Below are 16074 nucleotides of genomic sequence, written 5' to 3'. Positions count from 1 at the left end.
TCGATACCACTACGGCGCCATCCGGTGCAGGTCACGCGGGAAGGCGGTGACCTCGCGGACGTTCGCCGCACCGGTCAGCCGGGCCACGAACCGTTCCAGGCCGATCGCCCAGCCACCGTGCGGGGGCATGCCGTACCGGAATCCGTCCAGGTAACCCCGGTAGGCCTCCAACGGTTCGCCGGCCGCGGTCAGGGCGGCCACGTAGTCCTCGTACCGGTGCAGCCGCTGACCGCCGGTGACGATCTCCAGGCCGCGGAAGAGCAGGTCGAAGCCGTTCGACCAGGTCGGGTCGGCCGGGTCGGGATGGGTGTAGAACGGCCGCTTGCGCATCGGGTAGCCGGTGACGAAGAGGAACTCCGACCCGTGCTCGCGGCGCACCCACTCCCCCAGCGCACGCTCGTGCGCCGGGGCCAGGTCGGGTTCGTCCGCGGGCGCGCCGGCGATCCGCAGCGCCTCGGTGAAGTGCACCGCCGGGATCTCCGCGGGCACCTCCGGGACGGTCGCGCCGGTGCGTTCCCGGACCTCACCGATCATCCCGGCGACCGTACGGGTCAGCGCGGCCATCACGTCCCGGTGGTCGCCGACGAACCCCATCTCGGCGTCGAGCGAGGTGTACTGCGCCAGGTGCCGGGCGGTGTCGCTGGGCTCGGCCCGGAACACCGGCCCCACCTCGTAGACGCGTTCCAGCACGCCGACCATCAGCTGTTTGAAGAACTGCGGCGACTGCGCGAGGTAGCCGGGCCGGCCGAAGTAGTCGAGGGCGAACACGTTCGACCCGGACTCGGTGGCCGACTCCACGATCTTCGGGGTGTGGATCTCGACGAAGCGCTGCGCCTCCAGCGCCGCGCGGAAGCCCGCGGTGGCCGCGGCGGCGACCCGCAGGGGTGCGCTGCGGGTGGGATGGCGCAGGCTCAGAGCCGCGTGGTCCAGCTGGGCGGCCAGGCCCGCGCTGAGCGTGGGCCGATGCAGTTCGAATGGCGGGGGTACGCGCACCGCGGACAATTCCCGGATCTCCGGCGAGGTCAACTCGATCCCGCCGGGCGCCTGCCCGTTGGCGGTCACCACCGCCACCACCTCGACGACGCTCTCCTCGGAGAGCCGTTCGAGCTGGTCCCGGACCGCCGGTTCGGTGACCACCACCTGGCTGAACCCGCCGGCGTCCCGCACGATCAGGAACGCCACCGATTTGAGCAGCCGGCGGCGGTGCACCCAGCCGGCCACGGTCACCTTGCTGTCCACATGCGCCGAAAGGTCGGTGGAGAGGATGCGTTGCACGGCGATGACCTCCTCTGGTGCGGCAACGCGGCCCCAGGGAGGTGTGGGCGAGCGGGAACCTCGCGGTGCCACCACACCTTCGCGCCCTCGCGGGCGCCTCTTGTCCTGCCCGGCTCGGGGGTGTCTTCGTGCTCCGGCGCTCGGGCCACCCTCACAGCTGTCGGTGGCTCTCTCGGCCGGCATTCCGGAGCCTTACTCGGTCCCGTCGTCGCCGTGCCGCCGAGGTTAACAACCGGCCCTCGAATCGGCACGAGCTTTTTACCAGCAAGGGGTGACGGCAGTCACAACATACGTCACGTGAGCCTCGTCGCCCCTGACTCGCGTCGCGCCGTGACGGGCGTATCTTCAGGTTGTGACTATTGCTCCCGAGGGCCGCCGCATGCTGCGCATCGAGGCGCGCAACGCCGAGACTCCCATCGAGCGGAAGCCGCCGTGGATCAAGGTCAAGGCGAAAATGGGTCCCGAGTACACGCAGATGCGTGGACTCGTGCAGAAAGAGGGCCTGCACACCGTCTGCCAGGAGGCCGGCTGCCCCAACATCTACGAGTGTTGGGAAGACCGCGAGGCGACCTTCCTCATCGGCGGCGATCAGTGCACCCGTCGCTGTGACTTCTGCCAGATCGACACCGGCAAGCCGGCCGAGTTCGACGCCGACGAGCCGCGCCGGGTCGGCGAGTCCGTCGCCACCATGGGCCTGAAATACGCCACCGTCACCGGCGTGGCCCGCGACGACCTGCCGGACGGCGGCGCCTGGCTGTACGCCGAGACCGTGCGTCAGATCCACAAGCTGCTGCCCGAGTGCGGCGTGGAACTGCTGATCCCCGACTTCAACGCCGACCCCACCCAGCTGGCCGAGGTGTTCGGCGCCGCTCCCGAGGTGCTCGCCCACAACGTCGAGACCGTTCCGCGCATCTTCAAGCGGATCCGTCCCGGCTTCCGCTACGAACGCTCCCTCGACGTGATCACCCAGGCGCGCGCCGCCGGGCTGGTCACCAAGAGCAACCTGATCCTGGGCATGGGCGAGGAGCGGTCGGAGATCTCCGCCGCCCTGCGCGACCTGCACGCGGCCGGTTGCGAGCTGATCACCATCACGCAGTACCTCCGGCCCACCCCGCGGCACCACCCGGTCGAGCGCTGGGTCAAGCCGGAGGAGTTCGTCGAGCTCCGCGAGGAGGCCGAGCAGATCGGCTTCGCCGGCGTGATGAGCGGTCCGCTGGTCCGCTCGTCGTACCGGGCCGGCCGGCTCTACAAGCAGGCCCTCGAAGCCCGCGGCTGACCAGGCTTCTCGCACCATCGCAGAAACTCCCGGCGCGTACGCACCGGGAGTTTCGCCGTTACTTCTTCTTCTTGCCCTTCTTGTCCTTCTTGGCGGGGAGCGGCGTGCTGTCCGGCACCATCACCGGCCACAGCAGCTTCCCGAAGACCATGAGCAGTGGGGCGACCCAGGCCCACCACGGGACGATGGCGCCGGGGCCGATCAGGCTCTCCTGCACGGCGTAGGCCACGTCGACGGCGGTATCCATGTGTTACCTCCCGGGGACGAAGGGCCTGACCCGTTGCGGGACGCCCTCACTGGTTGGAGCCCTCTGATCGGGTCCCGGCGGGCGCTGCTTGAACCTTCCGCGACGACGCAACCCGGGCGCACCAGCCTCACTCCACCCCGGCACCCGCTCCGGCGTGGGGCCGCCTCCGGTTCGGGCCGCCTCCGGTTCGGGCCGGTTCCGGGGGAAGATCAGACATTCCTGGCGGCCGGTTCGGGCGGAACCGTACCGGCTCTTCGCGTGAAGGATCGGGGCCCGCGGGCGCCGGACGCCCGGTATCGCCGTCCACCTCCCGGTAGCTCACGATCAGCGCGGTCCCCGGGACGCCGTGAGTTACCTGAGCACCACTACACTTTGCGGCTATGGCAAAGCCCCAGGAGAAGGTGTCGTTCCGCGATCGCCTGAAGCAGATAGGCCAGGTGTTCTCGTTCACGGCAAAGCAGGACAAGTGGTTCCTTCCACTCGTCGTCGCAGCGGTCGCGATCCCGGTCGCGCTGACCGTGACGGCCGTGCTTCTGGGCTGGGGACTGCTGTGGATCCCGGTCGGCATCCTGATCACGCTGCTGGCCGTGCTGATCGTTCTCAACCTGCGATCCAACACGGCGATGATGAACGTCGCGGAGGGCCAGCCCGGCGCCGCCGCCTCGCTGATGGAGAACATGCGCGGCGACTGGCGGGTGCGTCCCGCGGCCAGCTCGACGACGCAGTTCGACATGGTGCACGTGGTGATCGGCCGGCCCGGCGTGATCCTGCTCGCCGAGGGTGACCCGCAGCGCGTCCGGTCCCTGCTGGGCCAGGAGAAGCGCCGCCTGTCCAAGGTGATCGGCAGCGCCCCGATCTACGACTACATCATCGGCACCGACGAGGGCCAGCTGCCGGTCCGCAAGCTGCGCGCCACGATGCTGCGCCTGCCGCGCAACCTCACCGGCAAGGACGTCAACTCCCTCGACAAGCGGCTCGGCGCGCTGATGGCCCGCCCGCAGATGCCCAAGGGTGCGATTCCGAAGAACATGCGGCCCAGCAAGGGCATGCGCCAGCAGCGCCCCCGCTGACTCCTCGTCAGGGATGGCCGGGCTGCGACGCCCGCCCCCTCACGAAACCGAAGTTGGATCCCAACCTTCCGGGGTACGAGCCACTCGATCGATTTCCGCCATGATCTGCGCCGGGGCGTTAGCCTCGGCGCAGAGCCTTTTCCGGGCTGGACAGTGGATTGAGGAGTTCCACTCGTGGTCAGCACCCTGGCGGTTCCCGGCACCTTCCCGACTCTTCGTGACGCGCTCGAGGCCGCCTCGGACGGCGCTGTCGTCCTGCTCGCCCCGGGCACCTACCCCGAGCTGATCGCGGTGACCCGCCGGCGGGTCACCCTGCGCGCCACGGGCGACCCCGGTTCCGCGGTGATCGACGCCTCCGGGCTGCCCGGTCCGGCGCTCGACGTCACGGACGGCGACGTCGAGATCGACGGCCTGACCCTGATCGCGGGCGATCACCCCGTGGTCGCGGTGTCCGGCGGCCGGCTGCGGTTGCGCCGCTGCGATCTGGCCGCCGGCGACGGCGCCGGCGTTCAGGCCGGTGACGGCGCGACGGTGCAGGCCGTCGAGGTCCGGGTGACCCGCGGCCGGCACGGCTTCGTCTTCTCCGACGCGGGCGGCACGGTCGACGCGTGCGAGGTGCACGGGGTCGGCGGCGACGGGGTGATCGCCCGGCTCGGCGCCGATGTGGTCCTGCGCACCACCGAGGTGACCGGCTGCGGCGGCCGGGGCGTCTACGTCTACCAGGGCGGCCGGCCCGTGATCGAACGCTGTGAGGTGTCCGGCGCGGGCGGCGCGGGGATCGCGGTGGCCCAGGGCGGTGCTGCCCGGATCGTGGAGACGTGGGTGCACGGGACGGCCGGGCCGGGCATCGTCGTCGGGGCCGGTTGCACCGCCTGGGTCGAGCAGTGCCTGGTCGAGCGGACCGCCGACCCGCCGGTCCTCGTCGACCCGGCGGCCCGGGCCACGGTGACGTTGCGCGACGGCGGGAGCCTGCCGTCCGCCGGAGTGGGCGTGGCCGGCTCCGCCCAGGACGCCGCCGAGGTGGAACGTCTGCTGGGTGAGCTCGACGCGATGATCGGCCTCGCCGGGGTCAAAGGCGAGGTCCGCGCCCTCATCGACGAGATCCAGGTCAACGAGTGGCGGCGCACCGCCGGACTCTCCGTCGGCTCCGCCGGCCATCACCTCATCTTCACCGGCGCCCCCGGCACCGGAAAGACGACCGTGGCCCGCATCTACGGCCAGTTACTCAAAGCCCTCGGTGTCCTGCCCAACGGCGAGTTCCGGGAGGTCTCCCGCCGCGACCTCGTCGGCCAGTACATCGGGCACACCGCCGAGAAGACCACGTCCGCCTTCGAAGCCGCCATGGGCGGCGTGCTCTTCATCGACGAGGCCTACACCCTGGCCAGAGCCGGCGGGGCGGCAGCCGACTTCGGCCAGGAAGCCATCGACACCCTCGTCAAACTCATGGAGGACCACCGCGACAACGTCGCGGTCATCGTCGCCGGATACACCACCGAGATGGCCGACTTCCTCGACGCCAACTCCGGCCTCGCCTCCCGCTTCGCCAAGACCCTCGAATTCGAGAACTACGGACCCGACGAACTCGTCATGATCGCCGGACGCATCGCCCGCACCGACGACTACACCTTCGCGCCGGGCCTGAACGAGGCGCTGCGCGCACACTTCGCCACGGTCGAACGCGACCGCAACTTCGGCAACGCCCGCGAAGCCCGCCGTCTCCTGGAGGGCATGCGCAAGGCGCAGTCCGGCCGGCTGCGCGGGCTGGGCCGGATGCCGAGCCGCGACGAGTTGCGTGCGCTCACCCTGCAGGACCTGCGAGTCACCGTCCGCTAGGCGGTACGCCCAGGCTCACCGTCCGACCGACCGACCGCTAGGCAGTACCGCCCAGGCTCACCGACCGACCGACCGCCGGACAGCCCGCCCCGCCACCGACGCCGACCATCCGCCAGGTAGTTCGCCCGAGGGAGGCGACCCATGCTCACCGCCCCACCGGAGTTCACGGCCCGTCCGGTCCGCCGGCCGGGCCGGATCGGCCCGCTGAGCACCACCCAGATCCTGGTCGCCGAACTGTGCCTGGTGGCCGTGGTGGCGGCCGGCCTGCGCGGGCCGGTCCCGCTGGCCGTGGCGTCCGGAGTCGCGGCGGTGCTGCTCACGGTCTTCTTCGCCCGGCGCGGGCACCGGTGGTGGCTGGAACACCGCGCCCTGGTCGCCGACCATCGACGCCGCCGGGCCGACGCCGGTCGCACCACCGGCGCGCATGACCGATCCGGTAGCGCGGCCGGATCCGGGCCGGTGCTGGACGCACTGCGGGGCCTGGCACCCGGACTCGCCGTCGCCGACGTGTCCACAGCGGACGGCGGCACGGTCGGCGTGGGCCGTGACGGGGCCGGCTGGTTCAGCACCGTCGCCCTCGCCCCGGACGCCCCGCCGGTGCCGCTGGACACCCTGGTCGGGCTGCTGGCCGGCGCCGACCAGCCCGGGGTGCTGATGCAACTCGGCACCCAGACGGTTCCGGCGCCCAGCCCGGACGTGCATCCGTCGTCGCCGGCCGGCACGTCCTACCGGCAGGTGCTGGCCGGGCTCGGCAACGCGCCGGTGCCGGCCCACCGGGAGACCGCGATCAGTGTGCGGATCGACGCGTACGCACTGGCCGAGGCGTTGCAGGACCACACCGCGGACCCGGAGGAGGCAGCCGCCCTGGTCGCGTCCCTGGCCCGCAAGGTGGCGACCGGACTGCGCCGGATCGGGGTGGGCTGCCGGACCCTCGACGCGCGGCAGCTGGTGGCACTGCTGGCCCGGTCCTGCGACGTCGAACCGGGACCGCTGGCCACGGCCGGCGCCCCACCGGCCGAGGAGTGGACACATTGGCGCTCCGCCCGCCTGATCCACCGGACGTACTGGCTGCGGACGTGGCCGGCGCCCGCCGACGGGCTGGGCTCGCTGTTCGCCTGGGCGGCGACCGCACCGGCCGCACAGACCACGGTCACCCTGGTGATCGACCCGTCCGGCGGTACCGACGTCGCGGTCCGCGCGTTCGTCCGGCTGGCCACCCGGCCGGACACCGACCTCGGCGACCTGGACCGGGTGCTGGTGGACGGGGCGCGACGGGTCGGCGCCGACCTGCTGCCGCTGGACGGTGAACAGGGGCCGGCCACCTACGCGACCGCGCCGACCGGTGGGGGCGCCGGATGACCGGGATCAACGGGGGACGGCGCCCGACGACCGGGACGGACGAGGACGGTCCCTGATGACCGGGACGAGCGGGCACGGTGCCTGCCGGCGAGACGAACGGGGACGGTGCGTCATGGACGAGACGATCGGGGACGGTGACCGATGGCGGGGATGAACGGGGACGGTGCTCACGCGTACCGCAGAGATGCCGAAGCCGTCCCGGAACCGCAACCCACCGTCGAGGTCGTGGGGGCGCCGGAACCCGCCCCGGTGCCCGCACCACGCGCCGCCCGCGGCCGGGTCACCTCGATGCCCGTCGTGCCCCCGGGCGGGCCGCCTGAGCGGCCCGGCACGCCCGCCCCGGCGCTCGGCGGTCCGGAAGGGCGGATCAGCAGGCTGCGGATCGGCTGGCACACCCTGCCCGGGAGCGGGCTGCGCCGGATGCGGGTCGATCCGCCGCCCGACGCCGGCCTGATCCTCGGGCAGGACCGGCGGCAGCTGCCCGTGCCGTTGCGGCTGTTCGGCCCGGAACCGGCACCGGCGGCCCTGGTCGGCGGGGTGTGGGCGGCGCAGCTGCTGGTGTTCCGGGCGTTCTCGCTCGGCGCCCGGGTGATCGTGGTGACCACCGATCCGCGGTCCTGGTCGGGTTTCGGGGAGCGCGCCACCGGCCGCCCGGACCGTCTCGTGGTGCTCACCGAGGACAGTGGCACGGTCGCCGCCGGGACCGCGCAGTCGCCGGTGCTCACCGTGTACGACCTCGGCGTGACCGGCCCGGTGACCGCCCCGCCGCCGGCCTCCTGGCACACCCGGCTGACCCTGCTGCGGCAGCTGGACCGGCCCGGGATGTCCACGCTGCAGGAGGCCGGCCTGGCCCTGCTGCACCGGCTCGGCAGTGAGGAGGCGGTGCTGGCGTCGTCGGCGTTGCGCCTGAACCAGGAGACCGCCCGGTTCCTGCCGTTCATGGCCGACGACATGCTCGCGGTGATCGGGGACGGCGACGACCGGTTCGTCACGGTACGCCCGACCGGCGTCGAGCATCAGCAGTTGGGTCCGCCGCGCCGCTGACCGGTTCCGATCAGCGCGCTCAATATCGGGCGGGCGTCGCGCCGCCGACCGGTTCGGATCAGCTCGGTGGGGTCCAGGCCAGCTGCACCAGGCGGGCACCGTGCCGCCGGGTCACCATCCAGGCCCGGCCCGGCGGCAGGGGCTGCGGCCGGAGCGAGCCGAACAGCGGCCCCTCCTCCCGGGAGCCGGACATCAGGATGCCGGGTGACGCGAGTTCCCGGATCCGGCCGACGATCGGGTCGAACATCGCCCGTGCGGCACCACCGACCCGCCGGGTGATCACCAGGTGCAGGCCGATGTCGCGGGCCTGCGGCAGGAACTCCAGCAACGGCTGCAACGGGTTCACCGCCGCACCGGCCACCAGGTCGTAGTCGTCGACCAGCACGTACAGCTTCGGGCCCTTCCACCAGCTGCGCTCGCGCAGCATCTGCGGGGTGACGTCCGGTCCGGGCAGCCGTTCGCGCAGCACCACGACGGCCTGGTTGATCAGGTCGGCGGTGGTCTGCGGGGAACTGCCGTACCCGATGGTGTGCCCCGGGTCCACGCATCCGAGCAGGCTGCGCCGCAGGTCGACCAGGAGCAGCCGCGCCTCGGCGGGACCGTGCGCGGCGGCTATCGACTTGGCCAGGCCACGCAGGAACGAGCTCTTGCCGCTCTCCACGTCGCCGAAGAGCAGCGCGTGCGGCTCGGCGTCGAAGTCCAGCCAGACCGGCTCCAGGTCGGCCTCCGCGATGCCGATCGGGATCCTGGTGCCGGAGGCCGGTGGCAGCGCCTCCCAGGGCAGTTCGGCGGGGAGCAGACGCACCCGGGGCGCGGGTGCGCCGGTCCACCGGTCGGCGACGCTCTTGACCAGCTCGGCGACGGTCTGCCCGGGGTCGCGGACCGGCAGCGCCGCCAGGAAGTGGAAGCCGTCCGGGGTCAGACCGTGACCGGGCGGCTTCGGGATGTTCAGCGCCTCCCGCCGGTTGATCACCGAGTCGGCGGCCTCACCCAGGCGCAGCTCGATCCGGGTGCCGAACACGTCGCGGATCTGCGGCCGGATGTCCATCCAGCGGTTCGCCGCCCCGACCACATGGATACCGAAACCCAGACCACGGTTGGCCAGCTCGTTGACCGTCGATTCGAGGTCCTCGAACTCGGCCCGCAGCACCGACCAGCCGTCCACCACCAGGAACACGTCACCGAACGCGTCCTCGGGGAACTCACCGCGCGCCTTCGCCTGCCGGTACGCCGCCACCCCGTCGATGTTCCGCGCGGCGAACAACTCCTCCCGGGCCCGCATCAGACCGTGCACCTCGGCGACCGTCCGGCGTACCCGGTCGACGTCCCGGCGAGTCGCCACCCCACCCACATGCGGCAGGTCCGTCAGCGCACTCAACGGACCACCACCGAAGTCGAGAGCGTAGAACTGCACCTCCCGCGGCGTATGCGTCAACGACAGACTGACGATCAACGAACGCAGCAGATTCGACTTGCCCGACTGCGCGGCACCGACCACGACCACGTTGCCGGCCGAACCGGACAGGTCCAGCCACATCGGCTCGCGACGCTGCTCGTACGGCTTGTCGACGATCCCGACCATGGCGTGCAGCTGCCTCTTCGGGATGTCCCCGATGGTCGGCGACTCGTCCAGCGGCGGCAGCCACACCTCGTGCGCAGGGGTGCCCTTGCCCTCCATCTGCTGCACCAGCACCTCGAGCAGTGTCTCCCCGGTCGTCTCCTCCTCGCGGGGCGCGAGGAGTTCCGGCTCACTCGGCGGCGCCACGTAGTAGGTCGCGAAGTCCAGGATCGGGTGACCCGCCGGGCCGCCGCCGGACGGTTCGCCGTCGCGGCGGACGGCGCCGGAGACGTACGCCGCACGTAGCCGCACCAGGCCCTCGGTGCCGGTCCGCAGGTAGGCGTGGCCGGGTGACCGCGGCAGTTCGTAGGCGTCCGGAACCCCCAGAACGGCCCGGCTCTCCATCGACGAGAAGGTCCGCAGGCCGATCCGGTACGACAGGTGCGCCTCCAGCCCCCGCAGCCGCCCCTCGTCGAGTTTCTGCGACGCCAGCAGCAGATGGATGCCGAGCGACCGGCCGACGCGTCCGATCTGGACGAACATGTCGATGAAGTCGGGCCGGTCGGCGAGCAGTTCGGCGAACTCGTCGACGATGAACAGCAGGCTCGGCAGCGGGGTCAACGGCACGCCCGCCGACCGGGCCCGCTCGTAGTCACGCTGCGACGCGTAGTTCCCGGCCTTGCGCAGCAACTCCTGCCGCCGGTTCAGTTCCCCTTCGATCGCCCCGTGCATCCGGTCGACCAGCGGGCCCTCCTCCTCCAGGTTCGTGATCATCGCGGCGGTGTGCGGCAGCCGGTCCAGCGAGGCGAACGTCGCGCCGCCCTTGTAGTCGACCAGCACGAAGTTCAGGATCTCCGGATGGTGCGTCAGCCCGAGGGCCAGCACCAGCGTCCGGAGCAGCTCCGACTTGCCGGACCCGGTCGCGCCCACCAGCAGCCCGTGCGGGCCCATGCCGTCCTGCGCCGACTCCTTGAGGTCCAGTTCGATCGGCCGGCCGTCCGGGCCGACACCGATCGGCACCCGCAGCCGGTCCCGGCTCGGCCGGCCGGCCCAGAGCTGGGCCAGGTCGATCAGGTAGGGGTCGCTCTGCCCCAGCATCTCGGCCAGTCCCCGGTCCGCCGACAGCGCCGGCTGCTCGGCGGAGGCCGCGGCCAGGCGCAGCGGGGCAAGCTCGCGGGCCAGCACCTCGGCGCCCCGCTCGCCGAACGCGTCGGCCCGGCCGACCTCGGTCGTACCGTCCATCGTGGTGCCGGTGACCGTGCCGTCCGCCGCGATCTCCAGCACCACCGAGCTGTCGTCGAGCAGCCGCGGCGGCGGGACGGACAGGTCGAGGATCGTCACCCCGGCCACGCCGCCCTCGGTCATCAGGTGGTCGGACCCGGCCGTCGACCCGCCGTCGATGATCACCAGGAGGTGCGGGCCGCCGGACGCGACGGCCGGCTCGAACCGGGGGCGGTTCGCGAGCACGTCGTCGAGCATCGCCTCCAGGGCCGGGACACTCGGGGTGATCAGCCGGACCGGTCCGGCCGCGTCCCGCTTGTCCGGGTGCTGGGCGTGCGGCAGCCACTTCGCCCACTCCCAGCGGGGCCGCAGGTGCTCCGGCACGCAGACGCCGATCCGCAGGTCGTCCGGCGCGTGGAAGACGGCGCTCTGGGCGATCAGGGCCCGGCTGAAGTCGTGGACCGGACCGTCGGCGCCGCGCACGTAGATGTGCGAGAAGTCCCGCAACGCCACCGACACCGGCAGATCAGGCACCACCGAGTACGCGGTGACGAACCGCCGCAGTGCCGTCGCGCAGAGCGGCTCCAACTCGTCCACCGGCCGGCTCTGCGGCGGCACCAGCCGGGTGGCCACCTCCTGCGGGCCGACCGCCACCCGGACCACGGTGAAGTCGGCGTCGCCGCGGCGGCGTTCCCAGATCCGGCCGCTCTCCACGAAGCTCCACAGCGTCTCCGGGTCGGGATTGCGGTAGTGCAGCGCCTCCCGCTGGCGGCGGATCGTGTCGCGGACCTGCGCGCGCAGCAGGGACAGGTGCCGCAGGTACTTCCGGCGCGTCTCGATCATCTCGCGTTTGCCGGGCCCGCCGGTGTTGACCGCCATCATGCCGGCCATGCCGAGGATGGAGACGCCGTACATCGCACCGGCCACATAGGTGATCGCGCCACCGCGGCCGGCACCCATCATCAGGCCCATCGCCGCGGCCCCGGCGCCCATCGGCAGGATCATCAGCATCCGGGTCCAGGCCTTGCCCGCGGGCGGTGGCACCTCGGGCGGCGGTTCCAGCTGCACCTCGCCGGTGGGCATCGGCGGTGCGGGCCGCCGCGGTGCGCGTTTGATGATCGTGACGGTCACTCAGGGCACCCCCATGATGACGGATCGCCGCCCATCCTATTCGCTGCTACGTTGTGTGTGCACTTCGCTGCGGGAGGTGATCATGTGGAGGGTGGGCCGAGTCTCGCTCGGGTGACGATCGCCGCCCCGACCCGCCGGATGGACATCGCACTGCCCGACACGATGCTCGTCGCCGAGCTGATGCCCCACCTGCTCCGGCACGCCGAGGGCGCCCTGGGCGAGCCCGCCGGGCGCGAGGGCGGCTGGGTGCTGCGACGGGCCACCGGGGCACCCCTGGAGCCGTACCGCAATCTCACCAGCCAGGGTGTCCGCGACGGCGAACTGCTGCACCTCAACCCGGCCCGGGAGGACTGGCCCGAGCTGGCGTACGACGACGTGGTCGAGGTGATCGCCGGTGGTGCCCGCCGGGCCGGCCGGTCCTGGAGTCCCGCCGCCACCCGGCACTGCGGCCTGGCCGTCACCGCCGGGGCGCTGCTGCTCGGCGGCGCCGGACTGGCTCTCGAGGGGCCGCCGTGGCGGGTCCCGGCGATCGCCGCCCTGGTCGTCGCGGCGGTCCTCGCGGTCGTCGGCATCCTGCTCTCCCGCGCCTTCGGCGACGCCGGTGCGGGCGCGGTGGTCGCCGCGAGTGGCCTGCCCTACGCGTTCCTCGGCGGTTCCGGCCTGGTCGACGGCCCGCCCGCCCTGCTCCTCGCCTCGGCCTGCCTGCTCGTCGCCGGCGTCGCCGGTCACGTCGGGGTCGCCGGTTCGACCCGTTTCTTCGTCGCCGGTGTCGCCGCCGCCCTGACCGGCCTGCTCACCGGGCTGCTGGTGGTCGCCGGCCTGCCACCGGCCGGCGGTGCGGCCGTGGCGTTGACCGTCGCGATCGGGTTGATTCCGGCGTACCCCGTGGTGGCGACGTGGATCGGCCGGCTGCCCTTCCCCGACCTGCCCGTGCAGGCCGAGGAGATGCTGCGGGACAAACCGGTCCCGTCCCGGTCGGTGGTCTTCGCCGCCGTGGTCCGCTCCGGCGAGGTGCTCACCGGACTGCTGATCTCCGCCGGGCTGTGCAGCGTGGCCGCGACGGCCTACCTGGCCCGGCAGGGCACCGGCGTCGTCGGCATCCTGCTGATCGCCACCGCCATCGTCGCGCTGCTGCTGCGCGCCCGGCTCTTCGCCACCCCGCACCAGCGGGTTCCGCTGCTGGTCGCCGGTTTCCTCGGGCTGGCCGTCCTGATCCTCGGCCTGTTCCGCACCACGTCGGTGCTGTTCGTGCTGGCCGGCGCGGGCCTCACCGCCGCCGTCGCGCTCACCGCCGCCCTGGTGTACAGCCGACGCCCGCCCTCGCCCTACCTGGGCCGGGCCGCCGACCTGCTCGACGTCACGGCGATCGTCGCGCTGATCCCGCTCGCCTGCGGGGTGGCCGGCCTGTTCGACCGGGTCCGCGACCTGTTCGCCTCGATCGGCGGGTGACCGCCCGGTGACGTCGCGCCGCGACCAGATGCAGTCCTACCAGTTCATGAACCAGCGGGTCATCTCGGCGTTCATCATGCGCGAGACCGATCCGGCCCAGTCACCGCTGCGCCGTGGCGTGGGCGCGCTGTTCGCCGGCATCATGGTCGCCGTCCTGGTCGCCGCCGGTTTCGGCATCTACGGCGTGCTCACCCGTTCCGGCACGGACGCGTGGAAGGCGGACGGCTCGGTCGTCGTCGAACGCGAGACCGGTGCCAGCTTCGCCGTCATCGGCGGACGGCTCACCCCCGCCCTCAACCTGGCCTCGGCGAAACTCGCCGCAGGCAAGGCCGATCCGGCGGTGTTCCGCGTCTCGGCCAAGGAATTGGAGGACGCCCCGCGCGACGCCACCATCGGCATCGCCGGTGCGCCCGGTTCCCTGCCCGGTCCGGGCCGACAGGTCGGTCTGCCGTGGACGATGTGTGCACTCGCGTTCGGTGACGCCCCCGAGTCGGCGCTGTTCGTGGGCGACACCGGCCCGGTCGGCGATGCGTTGGAAGAACAATCTCTGGCCGTGACCGTTGGCGATCAGAAATACATGATCTGGCGGGGCCGCCGGCATCTGCTGATCGGCGCCGCCACGGCACGGATTCTGTTCAACGAATCAACCCCGATCCGGGTGGACCCCACCTGGCTCAACACCCTGCCCACCGGATCGGACATCGGTCCGCTGCCAGTCGGCGATGCCGGCCGGAGATCCGCGGCCGCCTCGCGCTTCACCAACGGCGACGTGCTCTTCACCGAAACCGGCAACGGCCGCCAGTACTACCTGGTCAAAAATGCAGGCCTGCTTCCGATCAGCGATCTGCAGCAGCGGGTACAACTGGCGCCCACCAGGGACGAGGCTCAAAAGATCGCGGTGGGCGACGTGTCCGACGTGTTGCCGGCCGACGGCTCCCCCGCTTCGGGTCCCGCCACCGTTCCGCAGCTCCTCGAGAACGCCGGTGGTTCGGTGTGCGCAACGACTTCCACGCCCGAGAAGCCGCCGGAGGTGACGGTGGACGTTCCCGAGTCGGCCTACGCAGCGGCGATCAGCACTGGCGGCGGGCCGGGAACCGCCGATCGCGTCCAGGTTCCGGCGGGCAGGTTCGCGCTGGCCCGCGCCTCCGGTGGCCTGTTCCTGATCACTGATCTGGGCCTGCGGCATCCGGTGCCGTCCGCCGACGACCTACGGTTCCTGGGTTACTCCGCCGACAACGCGACCGAGGTGCCGTCGGCCCTGCTCAACACACTTCCCGCCGGTGTCACGCTGACTTCCGCACAAGCCCGGAAGAGGTCACCCCAGGAAAATTGACGGGCCGTTTCGGGGGTACGGCTACCCCGCTCGCCCGTGGGCTACCGCGTCGTTCCGGCGGCCGTGTCCAGGAGCATCACCGGGGGCCCGGGCTCCAACGGTTCCGACGGCGCCTCGAGCGGCGCGGTCAGCGCAGGACGCCACCGGCTGGCCCGGCTACGGCGTACCGCCGCGGCCCCGAGCAGCACCGCTCCCACAAGCGCCAGCGCCACCCCGCTGCCGGCCAGCGCGACGTTCCGGGCCCGTACCTGCGCAGCCGTGTCCGGCACTTCCGGCGCCGACACCGGCGACAGCGCCTGGCCTTTGCCGGCCTCCACCAGACCGGTCACCGCGGCCACCGGATCCACCACGCCCAGGCCGAATCCTCTGGTCGCGGGGGCAGCGGAGGCCGTCGCGATCAGCTGCCGACGTACGCCCTCCGCGCGTAGCCCGGGGCGCCGATCACGGACCAGAGCGGCCGCCGCACCAACAAAACCGGCCGCCACCCCGGTGCTGCTGACCTCCACCAGTCCGCCACCGGTCTGTGTGGTCGGTACCTGGATTCCCGGCGCCACCAAATCCACCGACCGGCCCTGGAGGCCGGGCACCGCGCCGAACTGATCGACGACGCCGACCCCGATGACCTCGTCGTAGGCAGCCGGAAAAGACTGCTGCCCGGCGTCGGCCTCGTCGCGCGGGACCTCGACCGCGCTGATCACCACGACATTCGCGTCGACCGCGGCCCGTACCGCATCCGCGAGACTCTCGTCATCCCGGATCGCCGGCGCAGCCACCACGACCACACGAGCGCCCCGCTGGACCGCCGCCGTGATACCCCGGGCGATCGCGGCCGGCCCGGGGTTCGGGTTCCCTGCCGGATCATCCACCACAGTACGCACCGGCACGATCTCCACGCCCGGAGCGAGATCCGTGATCACGCCGGCGACCTGCGTCCCGCTCCCGGTGCAGTCCTGTCCGATCGGAGTCACCGCGCCTGCCACGTCCACGCCCGCCCCCACCTTGCCGTCGAGCAGCGGATGACCGGCGTCCACCCCGGTGGACAGCACCGCCACCTTGACGTTACTTCCGTCCGCGACCGGCTCGAGTGCCTCGGCGCCGAGCGCGAGCCGCGGCCAGAACGCGTCGATCTTCGCCTCGCCCGGTTCCGCGCAGTTCTGCCCCGGGGCCGCCGACGCGCCCGGGGCGATGCCCAGAGCGCCGACGACCGCGGCGACGGCGATGGCCATGGACCGGCCACCGATGCGGGTCCGGCGGCCGGTCATCGCAGTGGTGTCCATG

At 72.3% G+C, this 16074-nt stretch carries 11 protein-coding genes; 7 read left to right on the top strand and 4 right to left on the bottom strand.

Going from position 1 to position 16074, the window contains the following annotated elements:
* Positions 1 to 9 precede the first annotated feature (9 nt).
* The gene (gene aspS / locus QSK32_RS10480; protein WP_285471768.1) at positions 10 to 1275 is read right to left on the bottom strand and encodes an aspartate--tRNA(Asn) ligase; all 1266 of its coding nucleotides are present in this window, start codon (positions 1273 to 1275) and stop codon (positions 10 to 12) included.
* A gap of 352 nt (positions 1276 to 1627) precedes the next feature.
* Here aspS and lipA point away from each other — a divergent pair, with 352 nt between their 5' ends.
* The gene (lipA, locus tag QSK32_RS10475) at positions 1628 to 2551 is read left to right on the top strand and encodes a lipoyl synthase (protein ID WP_425394664.1); all 924 of its coding nucleotides are present in this window, start codon (positions 1628 to 1630) and stop codon (positions 2549 to 2551) included.
* 58 nt (positions 2552 to 2609) lie between these two features.
* Here the strand turns inward: lipA and QSK32_RS10470 are convergent, their stop codons facing one another.
* Positions 2610 to 2798 carry a hypothetical protein gene (locus tag QSK32_RS10470; protein WP_045744548.1) on the bottom strand — a complete coding sequence of 63 codons (189 nt, stop codon included), beginning with the start codon at positions 2796 to 2798 and terminating at the stop codon, positions 2610 to 2612.
* Positions 2799 to 3178: 380 nt separating this feature from the next.
* Here QSK32_RS10470 and QSK32_RS10465 point away from each other — a divergent pair, with 380 nt between their 5' ends.
* From QSK32_RS10465 to QSK32_RS10450, 4 genes are all read left to right on the top strand, one after another.
* Positions 3179 to 3868 carry a DUF4191 domain-containing protein gene (locus QSK32_RS10465; protein WP_045744547.1) on the top strand — a complete coding sequence of 230 codons (690 nt, stop codon included), beginning with the start codon at positions 3179 to 3181 and terminating at the stop codon, positions 3866 to 3868.
* A gap of 174 nt (positions 3869 to 4042) precedes the next feature.
* On the top strand, positions 4043 to 5701 hold the full coding sequence (locus tag QSK32_RS10460) for an AAA family ATPase (protein ID WP_285471767.1): 1659 nt from the start codon (positions 4043 to 4045) through the stop codon (positions 5699 to 5701).
* Between the two features lie 141 nt (positions 5702 to 5842).
* Positions 5843 to 7060, top strand: a complete 1218-nt coding sequence (locus tag QSK32_RS10455) for a type VII secretion protein EccE (RefSeq protein ID WP_045748532.1) — start codon at positions 5843 to 5845, stop codon at positions 7058 to 7060.
* Positions 7061 to 7201: 141 nt separating this feature from the next.
* The gene (locus QSK32_RS10450) at positions 7202 to 8104 is read left to right on the top strand and encodes a hypothetical protein (RefSeq protein ID WP_285471766.1); all 903 of its coding nucleotides are present in this window, start codon (positions 7202 to 7204) and stop codon (positions 8102 to 8104) included.
* 58 nt (positions 8105 to 8162) lie between these two features.
* Here QSK32_RS10450 and eccCa read toward each other — a convergent pair whose 3' ends face one another.
* Positions 8163 to 12014, bottom strand: coding sequence for a type VII secretion protein EccCa (eccCa, locus tag QSK32_RS10445; RefSeq protein ID WP_285471765.1), 3852 nt, complete (start codon positions 12012 to 12014; stop codon positions 8163 to 8165).
* A gap of 111 nt (positions 12015 to 12125) precedes the next feature.
* Here eccCa and eccD point away from each other — a divergent pair, with 111 nt between their 5' ends.
* Positions 12126 to 13463 (top strand): type VII secretion integral membrane protein EccD, encoded by a 1338-nt coding sequence (gene eccD, locus QSK32_RS10440; protein WP_285471764.1) that lies wholly within the window; start codon positions 12126 to 12128, stop codon positions 13461 to 13463.
* A gap of 7 nt (positions 13464 to 13470) precedes the next feature.
* A complete protein-coding gene (eccB, locus tag QSK32_RS10435; protein WP_285471763.1) occupies positions 13471 to 14796 on the top strand; it encodes a type VII secretion protein EccB in 1326 nt (441 codons plus the stop codon).
* Positions 14797 to 14837: 41 nt separating this feature from the next.
* Here the strand turns inward: eccB and QSK32_RS10430 are convergent, their stop codons facing one another.
* On the bottom strand, positions 14838 to 16073 hold the full coding sequence (locus tag QSK32_RS10430; protein WP_285471762.1) for a S8 family serine peptidase: 1236 nt from the start codon (positions 16071 to 16073) through the stop codon (positions 14838 to 14840).
* Between the last annotated feature and the right edge of the window lies 1 nt (position 16074).

The organism is Actinoplanes sp. NBRC 101535, from assembly GCF_030269225.1.
GTDB classification, from domain to species: Bacteria; Actinomycetota; Actinomycetes; order Mycobacteriales; family Micromonosporaceae; genus Actinoplanes; species Actinoplanes rectilineatus.
The sequence above is the reverse complement of the archived record's forward strand: the minus strand, read 5'-3'. Positions and strand labels throughout refer to the sequence as shown.

What these genes read in the sequence shown, in the direction of transcription:
- QSK32_RS10465 (WP_045744547.1), top strand. Translation starts at nt 3,179, where the DNA reads ATGGCAAAGCCCCAGGAGAAGGTGTCGTTCCGCGATCGCCTGAAGCAG.
- QSK32_RS10455 (WP_045748532.1), top strand. Translation starts at nt 5,843, where the DNA reads ATGCTCACCGCCCCACCGGAGTTCACGGCCCGTCCGGTCCGCCGGCCG.
- QSK32_RS10450 (WP_285471766.1), top strand. Translation starts at nt 7,202, where the DNA reads ATGGCGGGGATGAACGGGGACGGTGCTCACGCGTACCGCAGAGATGCC.
- QSK32_RS10430 (WP_285471762.1), bottom strand. Translation starts at nt 16,073, where the DNA reads ATGGACACCACTGCGATGACCGGCCGCCGGACCCGCATCGGTGGCCGG.
- QSK32_RS10470 (WP_045744548.1), bottom strand. Translation starts at nt 2,798, where the DNA reads ATGGATACCGCCGTCGACGTGGCCTACGCCGTGCAGGAGAGCCTGATC.